Origin of the sequence: Streptomyces sp. NPDC001663 (assembly GCF_042893105.1) — a bacterium.
Classification (GTDB): domain Bacteria; phylum Actinomycetota; class Actinomycetes; order Streptomycetales; family Streptomycetaceae; genus Streptomyces.
Genome location: NZ_JBIAUR010000004.1, coordinates 616827 through 635861, shown reverse-complemented (window position 1 = coordinate 635861; position 19035 = coordinate 616827). Strand labels below are relative to the sequence as shown.

Below are 19035 nucleotides of genomic sequence, written 5' to 3'. Positions count from 1 at the left end.
CCCGCCTTATGAGAGAGGAGCGTCGCCGTGACTCCCGCCGACGCCGGCACACACGCAGCCGCCACCGCCCCCAGCACCGACAACGGCGCGGACCCGGGCCTCCGTACTGCCGAGAGCAGTACCGGAGCGGGCACGGACAGCGAGGACACACTGGATCTGCGCCTGCCGGACGAGCTGATCGCACTCCTCGCCGAGGAGGCCGACATCGGCGGTGACGGGAGCCGGCGGGAGGACGCGACCCCACCCTTCTCCGTCAAGGTGTCGGACGACGACCTCCTCGACCACGTCGGCGACTGGGGACCGGTCGTCACCCCCGTCGGTGTGCTCCACCTCGTCCCCGTGTACATCGAGCGGGACCTACCGCTGATCAGCCGCTGGATGAACGACCCGGCAGTCGCGGAGTTCTGGGAACTGGCCGGGCCCCAGACCGTGACCGAGGAGCACCTACGGACTCAGCTCACCGGCGACGGACGCAGCGTTCCGTGCCTCGGGGTGCTGGAGGGCACGCCGATGAGCTACTGGGAGATCTACCGGGCGGACCTCGACCCACTGGCCCGCCACTATCCGGCTCGACCTCATGACACCGGAATCCACCTCCTCATCGGCGGTGTCGCCGACCGTGGGCGTGGGCTCGGCAGCACGCTCCTCAGAGCCGTGGCTGACCGCGCGCTCGACAAACGGCCTGCCTGCGCACGCGTCGTCGCGGAACCCGACCTTCGCAACACCCCCTCCGTAGCCGCCTTCCTGAGCGCCGGCTTCCGGTTCTCCGCCGAGGTCGACCTGCCCGCCAAGCGGGCCGCCCTCATGGTCCGAGACCGATCCCTGCGCGATCTGCTGTGACGCCCTGTCGTAACGTCGTCACTTTTGGTACACCGCTCGCGCCGATCCGGTTCCCCATCACCGCCAATGGAATTTCCACCTCCGCCGAATCGGGTTTTGGAGCCTTCCGCCAAACCGGTTTCGGAGCTCTCGGCCGAACCGCTTCGGACTTCTTGTCCGCCGCCCGAACCAGCTCAGCCCCGCCGCAACCGATCCCAACTGATCCGAACCCGTCAAGACCGAGCAGCGCCCGGTCTTGATCTCACCCCTCACCTGCTTTGATCACCCGTTTGTCAGTGCCGGGCCGTAGGGTGGTCGCGCTATGACGAAGCCCTCACTCCCCGAACTCCTGCATGCTGCCGTCACTGCCGTCGGCGGTACGGAGCGCCCCGGCCAGGTGACCATGGCCGAATCCGTCGCGGAGGCGATCGACGACGGTTCCCATCTGCTCGTCCAGGCCGGCACCGGCACCGGAAAGTCGCTGGGCTACCTCGTGCCCGCGCTCGCGCACGGGGAGAGAGTCGTCGTGGCCACCGCCACCCTGGCCCTGCAGCGTCAGCTCGTGGAGCGGGACCTGCCGCGCACGGTCGATGCGCTCCACCCTTTGCTGCGCCGCCGCCCGGAGTTCGCGATGCTCAAGGGCAGGTCGAACTACCTGTGTCTGCACCGCCTCCACGAGGGGGTCCCGCAGGACGAGGAGGAGGGGCTCTTCGACCAGTTCGAGGCAGCCGCACCCACCAGCAAGCTGGGCCAGGACCTGCTGCGGATGCGCGACTGGGCGGACGAGACCGAGTCGGGTGACCGCGACGACCTCACCCCCGGCGTTTCCGACCGGGCCTGGGCGCAGGTGTCGGTCTCGTCCCGTGAGTGCCTGGGCGCGTCGAAGTGCGCGTACGGCGCCGAGTGTTTCGCCGAGCTGGCCCGCGAGCGCGCCAAGCTCTCCGAGGTCGTGGTCACCAACCACGCACTGCTCGCGATCGACGCCATCGAGGGAGCCCCGGTCCTCCCGCAGCACGAGGTGCTGATCGTCGACGAGGCGCACGAACTGGTCTCCCGGGTCACAGGGGTTGCCACCGGAGAACTCACGCCGGGCCAGGTCAACCGCGCGGTGCGGCGTGCCGCGAAGCTGGCGAACGAGAAGGCCGCCGACCAGCTCCAGACCGCCGCCGAGGGCTTCGAGCGGTTGATGGAGCTGGCCCTGCCGGGCCGCCTGGAGGAGATCCCGGAGGACCTCGGCTACGCGCTCATGGCGCTGCGCGACGCCTGCCGTACGGTGATCTCCGCGATCGGCGCGACCCGCGACAAGTCCGTCCAGGACGAGGACGCGGTCCGCAAGCAGGCGCTGGCGTCCGTGGAGTCGGTGCACGACGTGGCGGAGCGGATCACGAACGGCTCGGAATGGGATGTCGTCTGGTACGAGCGCCACGACCGTTTCGGAGCCTCTCTGCGCGTCGCCCCCATGTCGGTGTCGGGCCTCCTGAGGGAGAAGCTCTTCGCGGACCGCTCCGTCGTCCTGACCTCGGCGACGCTGAAGCTGGGCGGCGACTTCAACGGCGTCGGCGCCTCCCTCGGACTCGCCCCCGAGGGCACCGAGGGCGAGGACCTCCCGCAGTGGAAGGGCGTCGACGTCGGCTCGCCCTTCGACTACCCGAAGCAGGGCATCCTCTACGTCGCCAAGCACCTGTCGCGCCCCGCGCGTGACGGCGACCGAGCGGACATGCTGGACGAGCTCACGGAGCTGATCCAGGCGGCCGGCGGACGCACTCTCGGCCTGTTCTCCTCCATGCGGGCCGCGCAGCTCGCCGCGGAGGAACTGCGCTCCCGTGTCCCGGAGTTCCCGATCCTCCTCCAGGGCGAGGAGACGCTCGGCGAGCTGATCAAGAACTTCGCGGCCGATCCGAGGACGTGTCTCTTCGGCACGCTGTCGCTGTGGCAGGGCGTCGACGTCCCCGGCCCCAGCTGTCAGCTGGTCGTCATGGACAAGATCCCGTTCCCGCGCCCCGACGACCCCCTGATGAGCGCCCGTCAGAAGGCGGTGGAGGACGCGGGAGGCAACGGCTTCATGGCGGTCGCCGCCACCCACGCCGCGCTCCTCATGGCCCAGGGCGCCGGTCGCCTCGTACGTGCGTCGGGGGACCGAGGTGTGGTCGCCGTACTCGATCAACGGCTGGCCACGGCCCGGTACGGAAGTTATCTCAAGGCGTCACTGCCCGACTTCTGGTACACGACGGACCGTAATCAGGTCCGGAAGTCGCTTGCCGCGATCGACGCGGCGGCGAAGAAGGCGGAGGCGGAAGCCGAGTGATCGGGGGCCGGCCTCACGCGGCACCGCGTCAGGCCGGCCCCCGACCTCAAAACGCTCGCCACCGGCGCCCGGACAACACAGGGCCCCGGAACCGGCGCAGGGGTCCCGGGGCCCGGTCAGGGGGCGGTACCCACGAGGAACCGCCCGCAGCAGCCGTCACACGCGCCGCAGCACCGCCACCACCTTGCCGAGGATGGTCGCGTCGTCGCCGGGGATCGGCTCGTACGCCGAGTTGTGCGGGAGGAGCCAGACATGGCCGTCCTCGCGCTTGAAGCGCTTGACGGTGGCCTCGCCGTCTAGCATCGCGGCGACGATGTCGCCGTTCTCGGCGACGGGCTGACGGCGGACCGTGACCCAGTCGCCGTCGCAGATCGCGGCCTCGATCATCGAGTCACCGACGACCTTCAGCACGAACAGCTCGCCGTCACCGACCAGTTGGCGGGGGAGAGGGAAGACGTCCTCGACCGACTCCTCGGCGAGGATCGGACCACCGGCGGCGATACGGCCGACCAGCGGGACGTACGACGCGGCGGGCTTGCCGGCGGTGTCCGTGGGCTGCACGGAGGCGCCCTGGTCGGAGCCGCGCACCTCGTACGCGCGCGGGCGGTGCGGGTCACGGCGCAGGAAGCCCTTGCGCTCCAGTGCCATCAGCTGGTGTGCGACGGAGGAGGTGCTGGAGAGGCCGACCGCTTGGCCGATCTCGCGCATCGACGGCGGGTAGCCGCGCCGCTGCACGGAGTCCCGGATGACCTCGATGACCCGGCGCTGCCGGTCGGTGAGTCCGGAGCTGTCCGCCCGGATGCCTGGAGGTCGGCCCGGTAGGGAGCGCTTGTGCCCCTCGGGATTCACGGCTTCGTTCATCGCATGCACCGGCTCGAGTCGGCCCTGGGAGCGGTCCTGGGCAGTGATGGTGGCACTGTCTGCGGTGGTGGTCACGTCGGCCCCTCTCGATGGTCTCCCTGCTGGACAACGGTAGTTGCTTTCGAAAGGTTGCGCCAAACACACGTTCGAGTGAAAAAACGCGGATCGCCTGACTTGATCATGTGTCTGGGTGTATGGCTAACGCGGTCCCTGGCGGGCAAAAGCGCTCATTGTTGTACTCTTCACCGCCGGGGTGGTGACCTCGTGGGTTTACTGCCTCAGTCTGCCATCCGGCATCCCGTCAACCGGGAACCGGCTCCCATCTCTTCGGGAGCCCCACGTCCTCTCCCTGTGGCGCCCACGGTATCTCCGCATGTGCCGCAACGGTACGGCTGTGCACCTGGGCATTCGTGCTGCCGCGCGGACACGTGGCACATGCCAATACGCGCGCGACACGCGCGGGCGGCGTGTATGTATGGGCCAATCCCCACATCTAGTGGTTGGATTTCAACAGCAGCCCAGAAGTTGTGGTCCCCCGGGTCTTCAGGCTCCTGGCGATCGCCTATGCTTGGGGCTGCTTCGAGGGGCCCATGAGGCCCAGCGAGGCTATTGAGTCTGCTGTGAGGAGGGTTGGGAGTTCATGCACTGCCCCTTCTGCAGGCACCCCGACAGCCGTGTCGTCGACAGTCGTACGACCGATGACGGCACGTCGATCCGCAGGCGCCGCCAGTGTCCGGACTGCTCCCGTCGTTTCACGACCGTGGAGACGTGTTCGCTCATGGTGGTCAAGCGGTCCGGAGTCACCGAGCCTTTCAGCCGTACCAAGGTCATCAATGGCGTGCGCAAGGCATGCCAGGGGCGGCCTGTCACCGAGGACGCACTCGCCCAGCTCGGCCAGCGGGTCGAGGAGGCGGTGCGGGCCACCGGAAGCGCCGAGCTGACCACCCACGACGTGGGGCTGGCCATACTCGGCCCGTTGCAGGAGCTCGACCTCGTCGCGTATCTGCGATTCGCCTCCGTCTACCGGGCGTTCGACTCGCTCGAGGACTTCGAGGCCGCGATCGCGGAACTCAGGGAGGGGGAGCGACGCGCCGCCGCGGACGACGACGATCGCGAGGACGCTGTCGCGGGGAGCCAGGAGGACGACCGCGGGTCCGGGGGGACTGCTCAGGTTCCCGAGCCCGCCCACGCCGCCGACTGACCGGCGGGCCGGAGCCGGGCGGAGACCCCGGATCCGGCCGCGAGGCGGCGACCGAAGACCTGTTGCGGGCGGCAGCGAGAGATGCCCGCAACACACGACACATCACTGTGCCACGGGAACATCGGGGCACTTCAGGGCGTTTTAGCCCGTACAGGGAGGCGGCATGACAGAGACGGCGAGCGGTCCGGCACGAGGTTCCCGGGCCAAGGGTGCCAAGGCCACCAAGGGACTGCGTATCGAGCGCATCCACACCACCCCCGGCGTGCACCCGTACGACGAGGTCCAGTGGGAGCGTCGTGACGTCGTCATGACCAACTGGCGCGACGGCTCGGTCAACTTCGAGCAGCGTGGCGTCGAGTTCCCCGACTTCTGGTCGGTGAACGCGGTCAACATCGTCACCAGCAAGTACTTCCGTGGTGCCGTCGGCACCCCGCAGCGCGAGACCGGCCTCAAGCAGCTGATCGACCGGATCGTGAAGACGTATCGGAAGGCCGGCGAGGACTACAAGTACTTCGCCTCGCCCGCCGACGCCGAGATCTTCGAGCACGAGCTGGCGTACGCCCTCCTGCACCAGATCTTCAGCTTCAACAGCCCCGTCTGGTTCAACGTCGGTACGCCGCAGCCCCAGCAGGTCTCCGCCTGCTTCATCCTGGCCGTCGACGACTCCATGGAGTCGATCCTCGACTGGTACAAGGAAGAGGGCATGATCTTCAAGGGCGGCTCGGGCGCCGGCCTGAACCTCTCCCGTATCCGCTCCTCCAAGGAGCTGCTGTCCTCCGGCGGCAACGCCTCCGGTCCGGTCTCGTTCATGCGCGGCGCCGACGCCTCCGCAGGAACGATCAAGTCCGGTGGCGCCACCCGCCGAGCCGCCAAGATGGTCATCCTCGACGTCAACCACCCTGACATCGAGGACTTCATCGAGACCAAGGTGAAGGAAGAGGAGAAGATCCGCGCCCTGCGCGACGCGGGCTTCGACATGGACCTGGGCGGCGACGACATCACGTCCGTCCAGTACCAGAACGCCAACAACTCGGTCCGTGTGAACGACACGTTCATGAAGGCCGTGGAGACGGGCGGCAAGTTCGGCCTGACGTCCCGCATGACCGGCGAGGTCATCGAAGAGGTCGACGCCAAGGCCCTGTTCCGCAAGATGGCCGAGGCCGCCTGGGCCTGCGCCGACCCGGGAATCCAGTACGACGACACCATCAACCACTGGCACACCTGCCCGGAGTCCGGCCGTATCAACGGCTCGAACCCCTGCAGCGAGTACATGCACCTGGACAACACGTCCTGCAACCTCGCCTCGCTGAACCTGATGAAGTTCCTGAAGGACGACGGCAAGGGCACCCAGTCCTTCGACGTCGAGCGCTTCGCGAAGGTCGTCGAGCTCGTCATCACCGCGATGGACATCTCCATCTGCTTCGCGGACTTCCCGACCCAGAAGATCGGCGAGAACACGCGCGCGTTCCGCCAGCTCGGCATCGGCTACGCCAACCTCGGCGCCCTGCTGATGGCGACGGGCCACGCGTACGACTCGGACGGCGGCCGCGCCCTCGCCGGTGCCATCACCTCCCTGATGACCGGTACCTCGTACAAGCGCTCCGCCGAACTCGCCGCGGTCGTCGGCCCGTACGACGGCTACGCCCGCAACTCGCAGCCGCACCTGCGGGTGATGAAGCAGCACGCCGACGAGAACACCAAGGCCGTCCGCATGGACGACCTGGACACGCCGATCTGGGCCGCCGCCACGGAGGCCTGGCAGGACGTGCTGCGTCTCGGTGAGAAGAACGGTTTCCGTAACTCCCAGGCGTCCGTCATCGCCCCGACCGGCACCATCGGTCTGGCGATGTCCTGCGACACCACCGGTCTCGAGCCCGACCTCGCGCTGGTCAAGTTCAAGAAGCTCGTCGGCGGCGGCTCGATGCAGATCGTCAACGGCACCGTGCCGCAGGCCTTGCGCCGCCTGGGCTACCAGGAGGAGCAGATCGAGGCGATCGTCGCCCACATCGCCGAGCACGGCAATGTGGTCAACGCGCCGGGCCTCAAGCACGAGCACTACGAGGTCTTCGACTGCGCCATGGGCGAGCGCTCCATCTCCGCGATGGGCCACGTCCGCATGATGGCCGCGATCCAGCCGTGGATCTCCGGTGCGCTCTCCAAGACGGTCAACATGCCGGAGTCGGCGACCGTCGAGGAGGTCGAGGAGATCTACTTCGAGGCCTGGAAGATGGGCGTCAAGGCGCTCGCCATCTACCGCGACAACTGCAAGGTCGGCCAGCCGCTCTCCGCCAAGACCAAGGAGAAGGAGAAGGTCGAGGTCACGGAGAAGGCCGAGGCGACCATCCGCGAGACGGTCGAGAAGGTCATCGAGTACCGCCCGGTCCGCAAGCGCCTCCCGAAGGGCCGTCCCGGCATCACGACGTCTTTCACGGTCGGCGGTGCCGAGGGCTACATGACCGCCAACTCCTACCCGGACGACGGTCTCGGCGAGGTCTTCCTGAAGATGTCCAAGCAGGGCTCCACCCTCGCGGGCATGATGGACGCCTTCTCGATCGCGGTCTCCGTCGGCCTCCAGTACGGCGTGCCGCTGGAGACGTACGTCTCGAAGTTCACCAACATGCGCTTCGAGCCGGCCGGCATGACGGACGACCCGGACGTGCGGATGGCGCAGTCGATCGTCGACTACATCTTCCGCCGCCTGGCTCTCGACTTCCTGCCCTTCGAGACGCGTTCCGCGCTCGGCATCCACTCCGCCGACGAGCGCCAGCGCCACCTGGAGACCGGTTCGTACGAGCCGTCCGACGACGAGGTCGACGTCGAGGGTCTGGCCCAGTCGGCGCCGCGCGCCCAGGAGTTGAAGGCGGTCGCCACGCCGCGTGCCGAGGTCGAGGCGGCCAAGCCCGCCCCGAAGCAGGCCCACACCAGCGCCGAGCTGGTGGAGATGCAGCTGGGCATCCAGGCCGACGCCCCGCTGTGCTTCTCCTGCGGTACGAAGATGCAGCGGGCCGGTTCCTGCTACATCTGCGAGGGTTGCGGCTCGACCAGCGGCTGCAGCTGACCCGGGCAGGGGCTCGCCCCGCCTGACAAACCGTCCCTGAGGAGGGGCGCCGACCACGCGTCGGCGCCCCTCCTCGCCGTAGGGCCGCCCCTCAGGGCTGGTGCGCCCGGCCCATGGTCCTGGTGAACGTCGCCGGGTCGTCCTCGAAGCCGTGGATGCCGGGGTGGAAGTTCCAGCCGCCGGACCCGTCGCGCACGAACTCGCCCACGGTTGCCGCCGTTGCCCCGAGGACGTCGCCGAAGTCGTCCTCGGCCAGGACGGTGTACCCCTCGCGGATGCGCAGCCCCGGGTTGATGACGCCGACGAACGTCCGTTGCGCCGAGCGCTGCTGGATGACGACGCCGACCACCACGCGCGCGTACCGGTCGCCGAGCCGGTCGAGCTCCAGCGTCATGACCTCGTCCCAGCCGAACCCCTTGCCGTCCTTGCTGTCCCGGTTGAGGTAGATGGTGCCGTCGGGGGAGCGGCTGTCGAAGTGCACCACAAAGGCGGGAACGCCGTACGGATCGCCCGCCACGTAGGTGGCGGCCACGATGTCCAGATCGGTGGGCGGCTGCCCCGCCGGACTCGGGTCCCACTTCAGTGCGACTTCGACCTTGCGGATCCCCTTGTTGAGGCCGTTCACCAGAGTTCCCCTTCCCCGTTCCCCGTGTACCTCTTGCGCGGCCCTAACTGCCGGGCGGACAAGGCCGGTTGTCCATCCTGCCACGCGCGCGCGTACATGTGCGGCGGAGCTGTCCGGCGGAGAGTGACCGGCGCCACGCTCCGTGGCCTTACCATGGCGCGGTGCTGGTCAAGTGGATTCGCTGCACCGTGGTGGACCGCCGCGGCTTCGAGCGGGGGCAGCGAAAGTGGGCGGGGCTTCTGGGGGAGCCGGGGTTTCGGGGACAAGGCGGTGGCTGGAGCCGGGGACGGCCAGGAGTGGCACACATCTTCGCGTTCTGGGAGAGCCGTGCCTTCTACGACTCCTTCATGGCCCGCTCGCACGATCGGCTGGCGGCGGCCCAGTCCGGCACGTTCAAGGACGCCCAGGTCAAGCTCTTCGACTACCGCTTCGACGTGAAGACCGGCTTCGAACCGCGCTTCACGGACGCCGACCTGCTGCGGGTCGCCCTCTGCCGCGTCCACGAGGATCGGGCCGAGCACTTCACCCTCATGCAGGAGAAGGTCTGGAACCCCGCCATGGCGGGCTCGCCGGGCATGATCCGCGGGCTGTTCGGCGAGGCGCCCGGGCACGAGTTCATGGTGCTGTCGATGTGGCGGTCGGCCGCCGAGCACGGCAAGTACCGCACGGAGCGCGTGGAGCGACTCGCTCTGCGGGCCCAGACGGAGGCGGACGTCGCGGCCCTCACGGGCGACATCGTCGAGCTGGAATCGACCTGGACGGTTTGAAATCCGGACGCGTTGACCGTGCGCCCTGGTGTGGCCTGTGGTGCAGGAAGTGTGTGACCTACGCCGTATGGAGCGCATACGAGTGCTCGATCAGCCGTCACCCGATCTAGGGTCTTGGCATGGCACGACCACGGCGCATCGTCCTTGTCCGGCACGGGGAGTCAACGGGCAATGTTGATGACACCGTCTACGAGCGTGAACCCGACCACGCGCTCGCGCTGACCGAGCGCGGCCGGGAGCAGGCCGAGGAGACCGGCAAACGTCTCCGCGAGGTCTTCGGCCGCGAACGCGTCAGCGTGTACGTGTCCCCGTACCGCCGCACGCACGAGACGCTGCAGGCCTTCCACCTCGACCCCGAGCTCATACGGGTGCGCGAGGAGCCGCGCCTGCGCGAGCAGGACTGGGGGAACTGGCAGGACCGCGACGACGTGCGCCTGCAGAAGGCCTACCGGGACGCGTACGGCCACTTCTTCTACCGCTTCGCCCAGGGCGAGTCCGGTGCCGACGTGTACGACCGCGTCGGCGGCTTCCTGGAGAGCCTCTTCCGCAGCTTCGAGGCCCCCGACCATCCGCCGAACGTGCTGCTGGTGACCCATGGCCTGGCCATGCGGCTGTTCTGCATGCGCTGGTTCCACTGGACGGTCGCGGAATTCGAGTCCCTGTCGAATCCGGGGAACGCGGAGATGCGGATGCTCGTTCTCGGGGACGACGGCAGGTACGCGCTCGACCGGCCCTTCGAGCGCTGGCGAGATCCGGAACCGTACGGGATCACCCGATAGAGTGGCAGAGCAATGACCCCTGACTCCTCTTCCGACGGGCGCCTGGAGCGCGCCCTGGCCAGCCTGCGCGGACTGGCGGTGGGTGACGCGCTGGGCTCGCAGTACTTCGTGCCGGCGAACTACCCGCTGCTGAAGCGCCGCGAGCTGCCGCCCGGACCATGGCAGTGGACGGACGACACGGAGATGGCCTGCTCCGTGGTCGCCGTCCTGGCCGCCCACGACCGCATCGACCAGGACGCCCTCGCGCACTCCTTCGCCCATCACCATGACTTCGACCGGGGGTACGGCCCCGCGGTCAACCGCCTCCTGCGCCTGGTCCGGGAGGGCGGCGACTGGCGCGAGCTCGCCGCCGCGCTGTTCAACGGACAGGGGTCGTGGGGCAACGGCGCGGCGATGCGGATCGCCCCGCTGGGCGCCTGGTACGCGGACGACCCGGAGCAGGCGACCCATCAGGCGGAGATCTCCGCCTACCCCACGCACCAGCACCGGGAGGCCGTCGTGGGCGCCATGGCCGTCGCAGCGGCCGCCGCGCTGGCCGGTGCCCCGGGCGGCCCGCCGAGCCCCGAGGCGCTCCTCGACGGCGTCGTCGCACTCGTCCCCAAGAGCGCCGTCGGCGCGGGCCTACGGCGCGCCCGGGACATGCTGGACTACGCCGACGCCGGCACCGTTGCGGCCGTGCTGGGCTGCGGACGGCGTACGACGGCCCATGACACCGTGCCCTTCGCGCTCTGGTCGGCCGCACGGGCCCTCGGCGACTACGAGCAGGCGTTCTGGACGACCGCGCAGGTCGGCGGTGACGTGGACACCACCTGCGCCATCGTGGGCGGAGTGATCGCGTCCGGGAAGGCGGGGATGCCGCCGACCGAGTGGGCGGAGCAGACGGAGGCCCTGCCGGAGTGGGCGCCCAACAGCCGGGTGACGCCTGGCTGAGCGGCTTGCGACCCCGCGGAGGGCCCGAAGCGCAATCATCGGAAACTCTCTGTGTTCGTCGGGAACTCTGCGTGACCACCCGTCCGTTGTGTGTGGTGTCGGGCGTGCTGCGTGCGCGTCGACACACACAAGTGGTGGGCCAGAGTCCTGGGGGTGGGTGGCCATGCGGTTCGTGTCTTCATGCAGTGCCGGGAGTGTGCGGATGACCGGACCGGCGCCCTCGCCGTCGGTCCCCTGGACCCGGTCCGGTCATCCGCAGCCTTGCGCGGGCGGGGTCGGGTCAGCCGACCGCCGGTCCCGCCGTTCCGGCGAGCGCCTCCAGGTCGCTCTTGCGGACCCGGATGACGAACCAGGCCGTGCCGAGGGCGAGAACGGCCATGGCCGCGGCCGCGACGAAGCCCGTCGAGATGCCCTGAGTGAGCACCTCGTGCCCCCAACTGCCGGGCAGCTGGTGCGTCTTGGCGAACTCTGCCTTCTGCTCGGCCGAACCGTTTGCGAGGAACTTCGGCAGTTGCTTCTCCGCCTCGTCCTTGCTGGCCGAGCCGAACACGGTCGTGAGGATGGACAGACCGAGCGAACCGCCCACCTGCTGCGTGGCGTTGAGCAGTCCGGAGGCTGCACCCGCCTCGTGCTGGGCGACGCCGGAGACCGCGGTCACCGTCAGCGTCACGAAGTTCAGGCCCATGCCGAAGCCGAACACCAGCATCGGACCGAGCACCCCGCCGGCGTACGAGCTGTCGGAGCTGATGAGGGTCTGCCAGGCCAGTCCGATCACCGCGAGGGCCGAGCCGGTGAGCATGAACGGCTTGGGTCCGAGCACCGGCAGGAACCGCTGGGACAGACCCGCACCGAGCGCGATCACGACCGTCACCGGCAGGAAGGCGAGGCCGGCCTGGATCGGGGTGTATCCCAGTACGTTCTGCACGAAGAGCACGATGTAGAAGAACATCCCGAACATGGCCGCGGCCAGGCTCAGCATGATCACGTACGTGCCCGAGCGGTTGCGGTCGGCGAACATCCGCAGGGGTGTGATCGGCTCCTTGGCCCGGGACTCGATCAGGGCGAAGGCCACCAGCAGGACGACGGCGGCGCCGAAGGACCCGATGGTCAGGCTGTCCCGCCAGCCCTCGTCCGCCGCGCGGATGAAGCCGTAGACCAGGGCCGCCATGCCGGCCGTCGAGGTCACGGCGCCTGCGATGTCGAAGCGGCCGGTGTGCCGATCGGATTCGCTGATGTAGATCGGGGCGAGCAGGATGATCACGAGGCCGATCGGCACGTTGACGAAGAACACCCAGCGCCAGTCGAGCCACTCGGTGAGCATGCCGCCCGCGAGCAACCCGATCGCGCCGCCACCCGCGGAGACCGCGGCGAAGACGCCGAACGCCCGGTTGCGCTCGGGGCCTTCGGGGAACGTCGTGGTGATCAGCGCCAGCGCCGTCGGCGACGCGATCGCGCCACCCATGCCCTGCAGGACGCGTGCCGCCAGCAACTGCCATGGCTCCTGGGCGAGTCCGCCGAGCAGCGAGGCCACGGTGAACAGCAGAATGCCGGTCATGAAGACCCGGCGGCGGCCGAGGATGTCACCGGCCCGGCCGCCCAGAAGCAGCAGGCCGCCGAAGGTGAGCGTGTAGGCGCTGACGACCCAGGTGAGGTCGGTGGTGCTGAACTTCAGAGCGTCTTGAATGTGCGGGAGCGCGATGTTCACAATCGTCGCGTCGAGTACCACCATGAGTTGGCAGGCTGCGATGACTGCGAGCGCGATACCGGGATGTCCGTCCCGGCGAGCCGCACCTGGTTTCTGGTCCTTGATCAACTGAGAGGTTGTCACTATGGGTCCCCCACAAGAGCCTTAGTGAACGCTCGCGTTCACTGTCGCGTCAACCGTAGTGAGTCCCGGATAGTGAACGCAAGCGTTCACTTAGATTGGTGTTGTGCGGCGAATCCCCCGTTGCTGTCGCGCGACTTGTCCCCTCCCCGGAAAACCCCGCTCCCTTTGCTCGCTGGAGACACTCAGATGGTTACCTCGCGCTGGACGGCCGCCCCCGCTCAGGCGGCCTCCCTCCGTCGGCGCGGCGCCGTGCTCGAACGCGCGATCCTCGATGCCGCCCTGGAGCAGCTCAGTACGGTCGGCTGGAACGGCCTCACCATGGAGGGCGTCGCCGCCGGCGCCCAGACCGGCAAGGCTGCGGTCTACCGCCGCTGGCCGTCCAAGGAAGATCTCGTCGCCGACGCACTCCAGGCCGGACTGCCGCGCTTCGAGAAGGCGCCCGATCTGGGCGGCGTCCGCGAGGACCTCCTTCAGCTGTGCCGGCAGGCGCGCGAGGCGATGTTCTCGCGTCCCGGTTTCGCCGTCCGCGCTGTGATTCACGAATGCGACCCGACCCAGGCGGAGCGCTTCCACAGTGTGATCTTCGACGGGATCGTGGAGCCCACCGTCAAGCTGCTCCGGGAGGTCATCGCCCGAGGGATAGAGCGGAACGAGGTGCGTCCCGACGCCGCGAACAGCTACGTGTTCGACGCCATTCCGGCCATGATGATGTACCGCTCCAAGATGTGCGGAAGTGAATGGGGGGACCGTGATCTCGAGGAGATGATCGACCAGTTGATGGTTCCGCTGCTGCGGTCGAGCGGGGGCTGAGCGCGGGGTGCGGCGGCCCGGGCGGCACTTTGGGAAGCCGGGGTGTCGCCGGGTGATCGGCGAGGCGTACGCTAAAGGCGCCATGCCGTACGAACCACCGACTCACACCGTCGAGCGCTCCCTCCGCGCCACGACCGGAGCGAAGATCATTGCCGGTGTCGACGAGGTGGGGCGCGGCGCCTGGGCCGGCCCCGTCACCGTCTGCGCCGCGGTCACCGGGCTGCGTCGGCCTCCCGATGGCCTCACCGACTCCAAGCTGCTCACCGTCAAGCGGCGCACGGTTCTCGCCGAGGTGCTGCAGCAGTGGGTGACCTCGTATGCCCTGGGTCATGCCTCCCCGGAGGAGATCGACGACCTGGGCATGACGGCGGCCCTGCGCCTGGCTGCGGTGCGCGCCCTGGAGACCCTGCCGGTCCGGCCCGACGCGGTGATCCTCGACGGGAAGCACAACTATCTCGGCACACCCTGGAAGGTCCGTACGGTCATCAAGGGCGACCGGTCGTGCGTCGCGGTGGCGGCGGCTTCGGTGATCGCCAAGGTTCAGCGCGACAAAATGATGGCCGAACTGGGCATCGACCATGCAGACTTCGGTTTTGCGGACAATGCCGGGTATCCGTCGCCCGTGCACAAGGCCGCACTGGAGGTCCGGGGACCCACCCCGTACCACCGGTTGTCGTGGGCGTATCTTGATGCGCTGCCCCAGTGGCGGCATCTCAAGAAGGTCCGCAGCTGGGCGGACGGAAGCGTTCCGGAGATCGAGGGTCAGCTCGGCTTCGACTTCTGACGATTCCGCTCGCACTCATGTGCCACCCGCCGACGCGAGCCGCACCAACGTTTGATAAACATCAGCTCATGCCTCTCATTCCCGAGGAGCCTCAGATTCACGAGAGTGCCCAGGGTCCCCGCGCCACTCCGGCCAGTGGCCGCACCGCGCCGACCCCTCGCCCCGTACCCGGTCCCCGCCCCGCGGCTCCGCCGCGTCCCGGTCGTCCTGGTCCGCACCGGCCCACACCGCCGGTGCAACGTACGTCGCGCGACACGGTCGCGGCCAAGCCCGGACCCGCGGGCCCGGCTGCCCCGGTCGCGGCTTCGACCCCGCAGATCCAGCTGATCCCGGCTTCGGCGGAAGGTGCGCTCGACGCCGCCGAGGAAGCCGTGGACCTGCTGCTGGACTCCGGCCGTGCCCCCGGCGACATCCTGGTGATCACCACCGGCGAACAGCACCCGTGGGCCGCCCACGAGCTGTCCTTCGGTGAAACCGCCTACTGGGCGCAGCACGACGCGGGCGACGACGTCTTCTACACGGACGCCTCTGTCGCCGGTCGCGCCGTCGCGCGTCCCGTGGTCGTGGTCGCCGTCAACGGCGGTCCCGACGCGGCCGCCGCCACCGCCCTGCCGCTGGCTCTGACCCGGGCCGGTGCCCTGCTGATCGTCTGCGGCGACCCGCAGCAGATCAACTCGGTGCTGGGCGCGGGCGTCTGAGTCCGTTCCGGTACGTCCCGGAGGACGCCGGAGCGACAAAGGCACCACAGCGGCGACATTCGTACGGCGGGCGCTTCGGCGTGCGCGGATGACTTCCGGGCCTGCCCGGCGCGTGTGCGCTTTCGCCTGCCGCCATGGTGTGACACGAGGTCGCCGTGGAGTTCCCGCGGGTGGGCCCGATGGGCTGCCGTGTGCGCGGGCGCGTGCACGGCGGGCCGATCGTTCTCGGGCGGGCAGTCGTGGAGCGCGCGGCACGGCGGGTGAAGTGCCGCTCTCCTGACCGTCGTTGGCGCGCATCCTCCTCGCGTGTGCCGTGAAGGCGTACGAGGGGAGCGTGCCGGCCGACGCGGCTGAGGTGCTCTCAGCGGGCCGCCGCGCGGCGCAGGACCTCCGAGGCGGCACCGCCGGTGCGTGGCAGCGGAGGCGGTGCCTCGGACATGCCGAAGGGCTCGGGCGGGGAGTCGGCGTTGGGGCGGCGGCCGCCCCGGCCCTCGCCGAGGACCTGCCAGCCGTCGCGGGTCAGCGTGATGTACGCCCCGCAGCGCAGTCCGTGCAGCGTGCAGGCGTCACGCAGGCCCCACATCCACGCGCCGTCCTCCTCGGTCCAACGCGCGTCGCCGTCACGGCAGTAGAGCAGCACGGCGGTGCGCACCGGCGTACGGCGCCGCAGGTCGTGCGGGATGACCCGGCGCAGCTGGGAGAGCAGCGCGTTGCGGAACATCCAGCCGTCGGCCGGTGCCTGGCGGCGGGTGAACGAGGCGCTCGCCAGCAGCCGTTCGTCCGGATCGAGCACGGCGACGATCGCGGTTGCCGACCTCGGGCTGTGCCGGGAGTGGAGTCCGCTGACGACTTCGCGGGGGTTGCGCAGCAGGGGGATTCCCGCCGCGGCCCACTCCGCTGGTTCGAGCATGCGGGTGAGAGGGTTGGCGGATGCGGCGGACAGGTCGGCAGACGTCGACGTGGATGCCGCCGAGGACGGAGCGAATCCGAAGGTCACGGTCCTCCCTTCGGCTACGCGCCCACACTGCGGGCGGGGACGGATTCGGGGGAGCGCGCACCGCAGCAGAGCCCTACCGGACCACGGGCGAGCCGTGCGGGGAGCGGAGTTCAATTCTTGCGGTCGAACTTGGATGCGGCAACGAGCAATTGGGGCCACTGACCGGAATCTAATGGTCTGCGGTTTATATCCCTACCCAGTGCGTAGTGCCGCGACGCGTGAGGCGACCATTCACCTCGTGTTCGTACACCGTTGGTCCACAGGTGGTCCAGAGGCGTGCGCCGAGCAGGGTGCGCGTGGCGCCGCTGACCACGCCCGACGGACGCGTGAGCTCTCTGTCGCACAGGGTGAAGTGGCCGATTGTCAGTGGCGTCGGGTTGCATGGGGGTATGGACGAGATGGAGCTCCGGACCGAAGCCGATGCGATCCTCGCCGAGCTCGTCGGCGCCCCACCGGGCTCGGCGCGGCTGCGGGGAGATCAGTGGCGGGCGGTGGCCGCTCTGGTGGAGGAGCGGCGGCGTGCGCTGGTGGTGCAGCGCACCGGGTGGGGCAAGTCGGCGGTGTACTTCGTCGCGACCGCTCTGCTGCGGCGGCGCGGCTCCGGTCCGACGGTGATCGTCTCGCCGCTGCTGGCGCTGATGCGCAACCAGGTCGAGGCGGCGGCGCGGGCCGGTATCCGTGCGCGCACCATCAACTCTGCGAACCCGGAGGAGTGGGACGCCATCCACGAGGAGGTCGAGCGAGGCGAGACGGATGTGCTCCTCGTCAGCCCGGAGCGCCTCAACTCCGTCGATTTCCGCGACCAGATGCTGCCCAAGCTCGCGGCCACCACCGGTCTGCTGGTGGTCGACGAGGCGCACTGCATCTCCGACTGGGGGCACGACTTCCGGCCCGACTACCGCCGGCTGCGGGCGATGCTCGCCGAGCTCGCCCCCGGCGTTCCGGTGCTGGCCACGACGGCGACGGCCAATGCCCGGGTCACCGCGGATGTGGCCGAGCAGCTGGGCACCGGTGGCAGCGAGGCCGTGGTGCTGCGTGGTCCGCTGGACAGGGAGAGCCTGCGGCTGGGCGTGGTCCGGCTGCCGGACGCCGCGCACCGGCTGGCCTGGCTCGCCGAGCACCTGGACGAGCTGCCGGGCTCCGGGATCGTCTACGCCCTCACTGTCGCCGCCGCCGAGGAGGCCACCGCCTTCCTTCGGCAGCGGGGCTTCAAGGTGGCCTCGTACACGGGCAGGACCGAGAACGCCGACCGGCTGCAGGCCGAGGTCGACCTGCAGGAGAACCGGGTCAAGGCGCTGGTCGCCACGTCGGCGCTGGGCATGGGCTTCGACAAGCCGGACCTGGGCTTCGTGGTCCATCTCGGTTCGCCGTCCTCGCCGATCGCCTACTACCAGCAGGTGGGGCGCGCGGGGCGTGGTGTCGAGCATGCCGATGTGCTGTTGCTGCCGGGCAAGGAGGACGAGGCGATCTGGCGCTACTTCGCCGATACGGCCTTTCCGCCCGAGGCACAGGTCCGCCAGACCCTCGCCGCGCTCGCCGATGCGGGACGGCCGCTGTCCGTGCCGGCCCTGGAGGCTCTGGTCGACCTGCGGCGCACCCGGCTGGAGACCATGCTGAAGGTGCTCGACGTGGACGGTGCGGTCAAGCGCGTGAAGGGCGGCTGGATCTCCACCGGCGAGCAGTGGGTCTACGACTCCGAGCGGTACGCCTGGGTGGCGCGGCAGCGGGCGGCCGAGCAGCAGGCCATGCGGGACTACGTGAGCACGTCCCGGTGCCGGATGGAGTTCCTGCGCCTGCAGCTGGACGACGAAGGGGCGGCCCCCTGCGGCCGGTGCGACAACTGCGCGGGAGCCTGGGTCGACTCGTCGGTCTCGGAGGAGACGCTGACGGGGGCGGCGAAGGAACTGGACCGCCCGGGCGTGGAGATCGAGCCCCGGCGGATGTGGCCGACGGGGATGCCCGCGCTGGGCATCGAGCTGAAGGGCCGTATCCCCGCCAAGGAACAGTGCTCCACCGGGCGTGCTCTGGGGCGGCTCTCGGACATCGGCTGGGGCAACCGGCTGCGCCCGCTGCTGGCGGAGAGCGCGCCCGACGGTCCGGTCCCCGACGACGTCCTGCGTGCCGCGGTGGCGGTCCTCGCCGACTGGGCGCGCTCGCCGGGCGGTTGGGCGACGGACGGCCCGGACGCCGTCGCCCGGCCCGTGGGGGTCGTGGCCGTACCGTCCCTGGCCCGTCCGCAGCTGGTCGGCTCCCTCGCCGAGGGCATCGCGACCGTCGGCCGTCTGCCCTTCCTGGGCACGCTGACGTACACCGGGCCGGGCGGCGCGCACGCGGCCCGTCGTAGCAACTCCGCGCAACGCCTCAGGTCGCTGTCCGGCGCCTTCGCCGTCTCCGAGGAGCTGGCCGGTGCCCTGGCGAGCTCTCCGGGGCCCGTGCTGCTCGTGGACGACTGCACCGACTCCGGCTGGACCCTCGCCGTCGCCGCGCGCCTGCTGCGCCGGGCGGGCTGCGAAGAGGTGCTTCCGCTGGTCCTCGCTGCCGCCGGCTGAGGTTCCGCCGGGGCTCGGCCGCAG

At 69.7% G+C, this 19035-nt stretch carries 15 protein-coding genes; 11 read left to right on the top strand and 4 right to left on the bottom strand.

Annotated features, from left to right (window positions below; translation table 11 throughout):
• Positions 1-27 precede the first annotated feature (27 nt).
• Positions 28-840: a GNAT family N-acetyltransferase gene (locus ACFY1L_RS16670; protein WP_388823911.1), complete on the top strand. Its 813-nt coding sequence runs from the start codon at positions 28-30 to the stop codon at positions 838-840.
• A 301-nt stretch (positions 841-1141) separates the two neighbouring features.
• A complete protein-coding gene (locus ACFY1L_RS16665) occupies positions 1142-3124 on the top strand; it encodes an ATP-dependent DNA helicase (RefSeq protein ID WP_388823910.1) in 1983 nt (660 codons plus the stop codon).
• A gap of 156 nt (positions 3125-3280) precedes the next feature.
• Here the strand turns inward: ACFY1L_RS16665 and lexA are convergent, their stop codons facing one another.
• Entirely contained in the window at positions 3281-4060 is a 780-nt protein-coding gene (lexA, locus tag ACFY1L_RS16660) for a transcriptional repressor LexA (RefSeq protein WP_352382363.1), read from the bottom strand.
• A gap of 565 nt (positions 4061-4625) precedes the next feature.
• Between lexA and nrdR the strand changes: the two genes are divergently transcribed.
• Positions 4626-5186, top strand: coding sequence for a transcriptional regulator NrdR (nrdR, locus tag ACFY1L_RS16655; RefSeq protein ID WP_388823909.1), 561 nt, complete (start codon positions 4626-4628; stop codon positions 5184-5186).
• Positions 5187-5349: 163 nt separating this feature from the next.
• Positions 5350-8244, top strand: a complete 2895-nt coding sequence (locus ACFY1L_RS16650; RefSeq protein ID WP_388823908.1) for a vitamin B12-dependent ribonucleotide reductase — start codon at positions 5350-5352, stop codon at positions 8242-8244.
• Positions 8245-8335: 91 nt separating this feature from the next.
• On the opposite strand, the gene ACFY1L_RS16645 is transcribed toward ACFY1L_RS16650, so the two are convergent.
• A complete protein-coding gene (locus tag ACFY1L_RS16645) occupies positions 8336-8869 on the bottom strand; it encodes a TerD family protein (RefSeq protein WP_388823907.1) in 534 nt (177 codons plus the stop codon).
• Between the two features lie 161 nt (positions 8870-9030).
• On the opposite strand from ACFY1L_RS16645, the gene ACFY1L_RS16640 reads away from it, so the two are divergent.
• From ACFY1L_RS16640 to ACFY1L_RS16630, 3 genes are all read left to right on the top strand, one after another.
• Complete coding sequence (locus tag ACFY1L_RS16640) at positions 9031-9636, top strand: YdbC family protein (protein ID WP_388823905.1); 606 nt, start codon at positions 9031-9033, stop codon at positions 9634-9636.
• A gap of 119 nt (positions 9637-9755) precedes the next feature.
• The gene (locus ACFY1L_RS16635; protein ID WP_388823903.1) at positions 9756-10415 is read left to right on the top strand and encodes a histidine phosphatase family protein; all 660 of its coding nucleotides are present in this window, start codon (positions 9756-9758) and stop codon (positions 10413-10415) included.
• 12 nt (positions 10416-10427) lie between these two features.
• The gene (locus ACFY1L_RS16630; protein WP_388823901.1) at positions 10428-11345 is read left to right on the top strand and encodes an ADP-ribosylglycohydrolase family protein; all 918 of its coding nucleotides are present in this window, start codon (positions 10428-10430) and stop codon (positions 11343-11345) included.
• Between the two features lie 280 nt (positions 11346-11625).
• Here the strand turns inward: ACFY1L_RS16630 and ACFY1L_RS16625 are convergent, their stop codons facing one another.
• Complete coding sequence (locus ACFY1L_RS16625) at positions 11626-13173, bottom strand: MFS transporter (RefSeq protein ID WP_388823899.1); 1548 nt, start codon at positions 13171-13173, stop codon at positions 11626-11628.
• Between the two features lie 186 nt (positions 13174-13359).
• Here ACFY1L_RS16625 and ACFY1L_RS16620 point away from each other — a divergent pair, with 186 nt between their 5' ends.
• The 3 genes from ACFY1L_RS16620 (at position 13360) to ACFY1L_RS16610 (ending at position 15465) form a co-directional block, all read left to right on the top strand.
• A complete protein-coding gene (locus tag ACFY1L_RS16620) occupies positions 13360-13983 on the top strand; it encodes a TetR/AcrR family transcriptional regulator (RefSeq protein ID WP_388823897.1) in 624 nt (207 codons plus the stop codon).
• Positions 13984-14065: 82 nt separating this feature from the next.
• Positions 14066-14767, top strand: coding sequence for a ribonuclease HII (locus tag ACFY1L_RS16615; protein WP_388823895.1), 702 nt, complete (start codon positions 14066-14068; stop codon positions 14765-14767).
• 68 nt (positions 14768-14835) lie between these two features.
• The gene (locus ACFY1L_RS16610; RefSeq protein WP_388823893.1) at positions 14836-15465 is read left to right on the top strand and encodes a hypothetical protein; all 630 of its coding nucleotides are present in this window, start codon (positions 14836-14838) and stop codon (positions 15463-15465) included.
• A 361-nt stretch (positions 15466-15826) separates the two neighbouring features.
• Here the strand turns inward: ACFY1L_RS16610 and ACFY1L_RS16605 are convergent, their stop codons facing one another.
• The gene (locus tag ACFY1L_RS16605; RefSeq protein ID WP_388823891.1) at positions 15827-16462 is read right to left on the bottom strand and encodes a hypothetical protein; all 636 of its coding nucleotides are present in this window, start codon (positions 16460-16462) and stop codon (positions 15827-15829) included.
• A 389-nt stretch (positions 16463-16851) separates the two neighbouring features.
• Here ACFY1L_RS16605 and ACFY1L_RS16600 point away from each other — a divergent pair, with 389 nt between their 5' ends.
• Positions 16852-19011, top strand: coding sequence for a RecQ family ATP-dependent DNA helicase (locus ACFY1L_RS16600; protein WP_388823889.1), 2160 nt, complete (start codon positions 16852-16854; stop codon positions 19009-19011).
• The last annotated feature ends 24 nt before the right edge of the window (positions 19012-19035 follow it).

What these genes read in the sequence shown, in the direction of transcription:
- ACFY1L_RS16615 (WP_388823895.1), top strand. Translation starts at nt 14,066, where the DNA reads ATGCCGTACGAACCACCGACTCACACCGTCGAGCGCTCCCTCCGCGCC.
- ACFY1L_RS16620 (WP_388823897.1), top strand. Translation starts at nt 13,360, where the DNA reads ATGGTTACCTCGCGCTGGACGGCCGCCCCCGCTCAGGCGGCCTCCCTC.
- ACFY1L_RS16630 (WP_388823901.1), top strand. Translation starts at nt 10,428, where the DNA reads ATGACCCCTGACTCCTCTTCCGACGGGCGCCTGGAGCGCGCCCTGGCC.
- ACFY1L_RS16600 (WP_388823889.1), top strand. Translation starts at nt 16,852, where the DNA reads ATGGACGAGATGGAGCTCCGGACCGAAGCCGATGCGATCCTCGCCGAG.
- ACFY1L_RS16665 (WP_388823910.1), top strand. Translation starts at nt 1,142, where the DNA reads ATGACGAAGCCCTCACTCCCCGAACTCCTGCATGCTGCCGTCACTGCC.
- ACFY1L_RS16650 (WP_388823908.1), top strand. Translation starts at nt 5,350, where the DNA reads ATGACAGAGACGGCGAGCGGTCCGGCACGAGGTTCCCGGGCCAAGGGT.
- ACFY1L_RS16635 (WP_388823903.1), top strand. Translation starts at nt 9,756, where the DNA reads ATGGCACGACCACGGCGCATCGTCCTTGTCCGGCACGGGGAGTCAACG.
- ACFY1L_RS16610 (WP_388823893.1), top strand. Translation starts at nt 14,836, where the DNA reads ATGCCTCTCATTCCCGAGGAGCCTCAGATTCACGAGAGTGCCCAGGGT.
- nrdR (WP_388823909.1), top strand. Translation starts at nt 4,626, where the DNA reads ATGCACTGCCCCTTCTGCAGGCACCCCGACAGCCGTGTCGTCGACAGT.